Below are 4,165 nucleotides of genomic sequence, written 5' to 3'. Positions count from 1 at the left end.
CGGGTCGATTCGGTCGCGCAGCCAGCTGCCGATCGGACACATATCGTCGCGTTTGACGAAGTCGAGCGGGATGTCGACCGGGCGCCCGCGCAGGAATGCCCGGCCGCGATCCACCCATACCTGGTGCATCGACCGTGCGTCAAGCGACTGCATCAATAAAATTTCTCGTTCCTGCGACGAGAGCACGACCGGGGCGCTTGCGAGAGGTTCGCCTGACATACCTCGCTGTTACCCGTATATTGAGCGCGTGACGCGCTGGGGTTGTGGCTTAGTGGTAGGCGGCCAGCTTGACGGTGGTCGCGCCGAGAGCCTGTGCCAGGTCGTAATGTGCCTGGTCGGAGATCAGGTGGTAGTTGGATCGGCCGATTTGCTTCATGAAGTTGCGTTCGTCACAACGTAATCGAGGAACCAGCCTTTGTAGTACGTGCCGTTCGCGAGCGTCGTGCCTTTAAGCGTCGGGTTTGGAAACTTCACGTGGCCGCGAGAGCGCGACGCACCGCGTCGATCGAGCGTGCTCTACTTCAACGCGGTGAGCACGTAGGCGGCGACATCGTGAAGATCGCTCGGCGAGAGCCTCCAGCGCGGCATTACCCGGCTGAGCGGCTGACCGTTGTTGTCGATGCCGGTCGCAATCGCTCGTTCGAGAAGCGTTATCGTGTACGGGCGCGGCGCCTGACCCGTGACGAGCGCTTTATAGCGCAGGTCGGCGCTGACGGCGCCTCTGGCAAAGTGCAGGCCGCCGGCGCCGTCGGCGCGATGGCAAGCGGCGCAACTCGACATGAGCGCGGCCGGTCTCGCAACGATCTGTACGCCGCTCGAATTTTTGCCGGTTTGGAAGATCGACCGGCCATTCGCATTGACTGTCGGCGGCGGCGGAGCAGGCTTCGCATGCGAGGCACAAGCGCTCGTAGCGACAAGCAGCGCGGTGGCCGCGAGCAGTACGAGGTAACGATTCATCCGCGCATCTTCCCCGAGCGCTTCGTTTCGCCTTCAGCATAAACGACGAGGCGTTCGACAGGCTCCGTCCTTCGACAGGCTCGTCCTTCGACAGGCTCAGGATGACAAGGGGGTATTTTTTGTCATGCTGAGCTTGTCGAAGCATGAGTTTGTCGAAGCATGTGCGGGATTAGTGGGTGAGTTTGAAGATGGCTATGGCGTCGCCGTAGGGGTAGCCGAGTTGGAAGTTGCCGCCGGCGGCGACGGCGATGTATTGCACGCCGTTGACTTCGTAGGTGACCGGCGGCGCGTTGACGCCGGCGCCGAGTTGGTAGCGCCAGACGCGCGTTCCGGTTTTGGCGTTGAAGGCATCGAACCAGCCGTTGCCCTCGCCCATGAAGACGAGGTTGCCGCCGGTTGCGAGCGCGCCGCCGATGAGCGGTTGCGGCGCGACGTACTTCCAGGCGATCTTCCCGGTGTCCATGTTCACCGCCACGAACGGCCCGTTCTGCACGCCGTTTTTCGGAACGTTGGTGAACGCGCTGCCGAGCCGAATCTGGCCTTGGCGCGCCTTCGGTTCCTGCGTGGTGAAGTTCATGAGCTGATTCATCGCGAGCACGTATAGATCGTGCGTTTGCGGCGAGTAGGCCGGCGGCGACCATTCCGCTCCGCCGTTCGCACCCGGCAGCATCTGCACGCCGGCTTTGGTTGGCATCGAGAACATGTTCTTCGACATCATCACGTACGGCTCAGATTTGCGAATCAGTTTGCCGGTGCGCCGGTCGACGATGAAGATCCACCCCACCTTGCCGGCCTCGCCGGCAGCGGGAATCTTCTTGCCGTTCTGCGTGACGTCGAAGAGTACAGGATTACTCACGGCGTCGTAGTCCCACACGTCGTGTTTGACTTCTTGGTAGTACCAACGCAGTTTGCCGGTCGTTACATCGAGTGCGACGATCGAATCGGTGTAACGATTATCGCCGACGCGGCTCGAACCGTAGAGATCGGGATTCGGATTGCCGGTGCTGAAAATCAGCAAGCCGAGTTTCGGATCGATCGCCGGAGTGGTCCATACCATGCCGCCGCCGGTTTTCCAGGAGTCGCCTTGGAAGCTCTTCGGATCGGTCGACCACCACTGCCACTTCTGCGAACCCGTCGATGCATCGAATGCGGCGACGAAGCCGCGGATCGCCCATTCGCCGCCCGCGCTGCCGACGATCACTTCGCCACGGTAAAGCTGCGGCGCCATCGTTTCGGAGTAGCCGAGTTTCGGATCCGCGATGTCTTTCTGCCAGAGCACTTTGCCGCTGGCGGCATCGAGCGCGAGCAGCTTGTCGTCGAGCGTGACGACGTAGACTTTTCCGTATCCGACCGCGACGCCGCGATTGACCGGCCCGCAACAGATTTGGAACGTGCCGAGATTGTACGTGGTCTCCCAGATGCGCTCGCCGGTGGCGGCGTTGAGCGCCGCGATCTTCATCTTGTCGCTCACCACCGGCGTGGTGACGTACATGACGCCGCCAACGACGATCGGCGTCGTCTCGAAGCTCGCCGGCATGCCCGTCTGCACGATCGCGGCCGGTGCGAGCGAAGTGACGTTTCCGGCGTTGATCTGCGCGAGCGGCGAGTAGCGGTCGTTCGCGTAGGTGCGGCCGTGCAGCACCCAATCCGCGTTGTCGGTTGCGGCGCCGCTCATCATTGCATCGCTAACGTTCGCGTTCGCACCGGCCGGCATCGGGCCGAACTCTTGCGTCGTCGGGGCGGCCGCGCGCACGATCTCGTTGCTATTCGCGGGAGCGCCGCTCGCGTTCGCGGAGGGTTGCGCTCCGTTCGAGGCTAGCTGCACGTTTCCGAGCGTCGCGGTCTCCAACGCAGCGCTGCCGGAGGGGTAGCCATTTTGCTGGAGCAGGTATGCGGTGACCGCGAGATAGCTCGCCGTGCCGAGCGTTCCCGGTGCGTTAGCCGGCATCTGCTTGCTGATGAAATCGTACAACTGCGCGGCGGTTCCGTAGCCCGCTAGCTTCTGCCGAAAACTCGGGCCGGAGAGTGCGGGACCGCTCTGCCCCTGAAGCTTCGCACCGTGGCACTGCGAGCAGCTCGTAGCGTAGACCGACGCACCGGTTGCGGCCTGCGCATCCGTATATGCGCCGGCCGGAGCCGCGCTCATCGTCGCCGTGTTCGTCGTGTTGGTGCCGCCGCCGCTACTCGAGCAGGCGGCCAACGCGAAGGCGGCGAGTGCTGCGGGCACCGCGAGAAACGTACGCATGATGCTAACCCTCCACTAGCGCGTGTTTGGTCCATCCGGTTCGCGATTCCCCCGCGTGTGCCAGCCATGTGGCATCGCAAGCGACTAGCTTTAGCGCATGGATCTGCTTTCGCGACGGCGGTTTGCCGTGATCGATCTGGAGACGACCGGATTTAGTCCGGTCAACGATCGGATCGTCGAGATGGCGTGCGTGGTCGTCGTCGACGGCATCATCGCGCGCAGCTGGTCGACGCTCGTCAATCCGCAGCGCGAGATACCGCGCTATGCCACGGCCGTACACGGTATCCGCGATGCCGACGTCGCGCACGCGCCGCCGTTACGCACCGTCGAGCCGAGGCTTCGCGAGATGTGCGACGAGGCGGTTGTCGTGGCGCACAACGCGTCGTTCGATCTCGCGTTTTTGCCGTCGCTGCAGGCGTCGCCCTCGCTTTGCACGGTGCAACTCGCGCGCCGCGTCTTTCCCGACGCTCCGAATCACAAAAATCAAACGCTGCGCGCGTATCTCGAACTCGATAAGGACGATGCGTTTAAGGGGCTCGACGCGCACCGCGCGCTCTCCGACGCGCTGGTGACCGCCGGCATTTTGCTGCGCTGCCTCGAGCGCATGCGCGGCTCGGCTACGCCTCGGCCAGTTGGCTGCGCCCCGTATTACCAAGGTGCGCCGATCCGCTGCAGTGCGGCGAGGCTTCGCGCGACGATCGCCTCTTGAAACTCGGGCGATTCCGCGAAAATGAGCGTGCGTCGCGGCTGGAGATCGAGCGGCCACGGCACGACGCCGCCGGATATGAGGAGATCGCCGCCGATCGCATCGATGCGCTCCCGGCTGACGAGGCTCCACAACTCTTGTGCCGAGCGTTCGGGGAAGCGGTCTTCAACGGCGACGCGGAACATCGCCATCCGAAAGAATCCGCGCGTTAGAAAATCCGCATAACTCTCGCGGCCGACCGGCAAATCGAGTAACGC

At 63.4% G+C, this 4,165-nt stretch carries 4 protein-coding genes; 1 reads left to right on the top strand and 3 read right to left on the bottom strand.

Features of this window, described 5'->3' with window-relative positions:
* Positions 1-516: 516 nt before the first annotated feature.
* Positions 517-957: a cytochrome c gene (locus tag VIG32_03300; GenBank protein HEY8297031.1), complete on the bottom strand. Its 441-nt coding sequence runs from the start codon at positions 955-957 to the stop codon at positions 517-519.
* A 169-nt stretch (positions 958-1,126) separates the two neighbouring features.
* Positions 1,127-3,202 carry a PQQ-binding-like beta-propeller repeat protein gene (locus tag VIG32_03295; GenBank protein HEY8297030.1) on the bottom strand — a complete coding sequence of 692 codons (2,076 nt, stop codon included), beginning with the start codon at positions 3,200-3,202 and terminating at the stop codon, positions 1,127-1,129.
* A gap of 97 nt (positions 3,203-3,299) precedes the next feature.
* Between VIG32_03295 and VIG32_03290 the strand changes: the two genes are divergently transcribed.
* Positions 3,300-3,911, top strand: a complete 612-nt coding sequence (locus tag VIG32_03290; protein ID HEY8297029.1) for a 3'-5' exonuclease — start codon at positions 3,300-3,302, stop codon at positions 3,909-3,911.
* Here the strand turns inward: VIG32_03290 and VIG32_03285 are convergent.
* Positions 3,851-4,165 (bottom strand): hypothetical protein (locus tag VIG32_03285; protein ID HEY8297028.1); only part of this gene is annotated, 315 nt, incomplete at its 5' end. The two genes, VIG32_03290 and VIG32_03285, sit on opposite strands and share 61 nt — an antisense overlap.

The organism is Candidatus Baltobacteraceae bacterium, assembly GCA_036559195.1.
Taxonomy (GTDB): domain Bacteria; phylum Vulcanimicrobiota; class Vulcanimicrobiia; order Vulcanimicrobiales; family Vulcanimicrobiaceae; genus JALYTZ01.
Note: the sequence above shows the minus strand (reverse complement) of the source record. Positions and strands in the feature narration are given on the sequence as shown.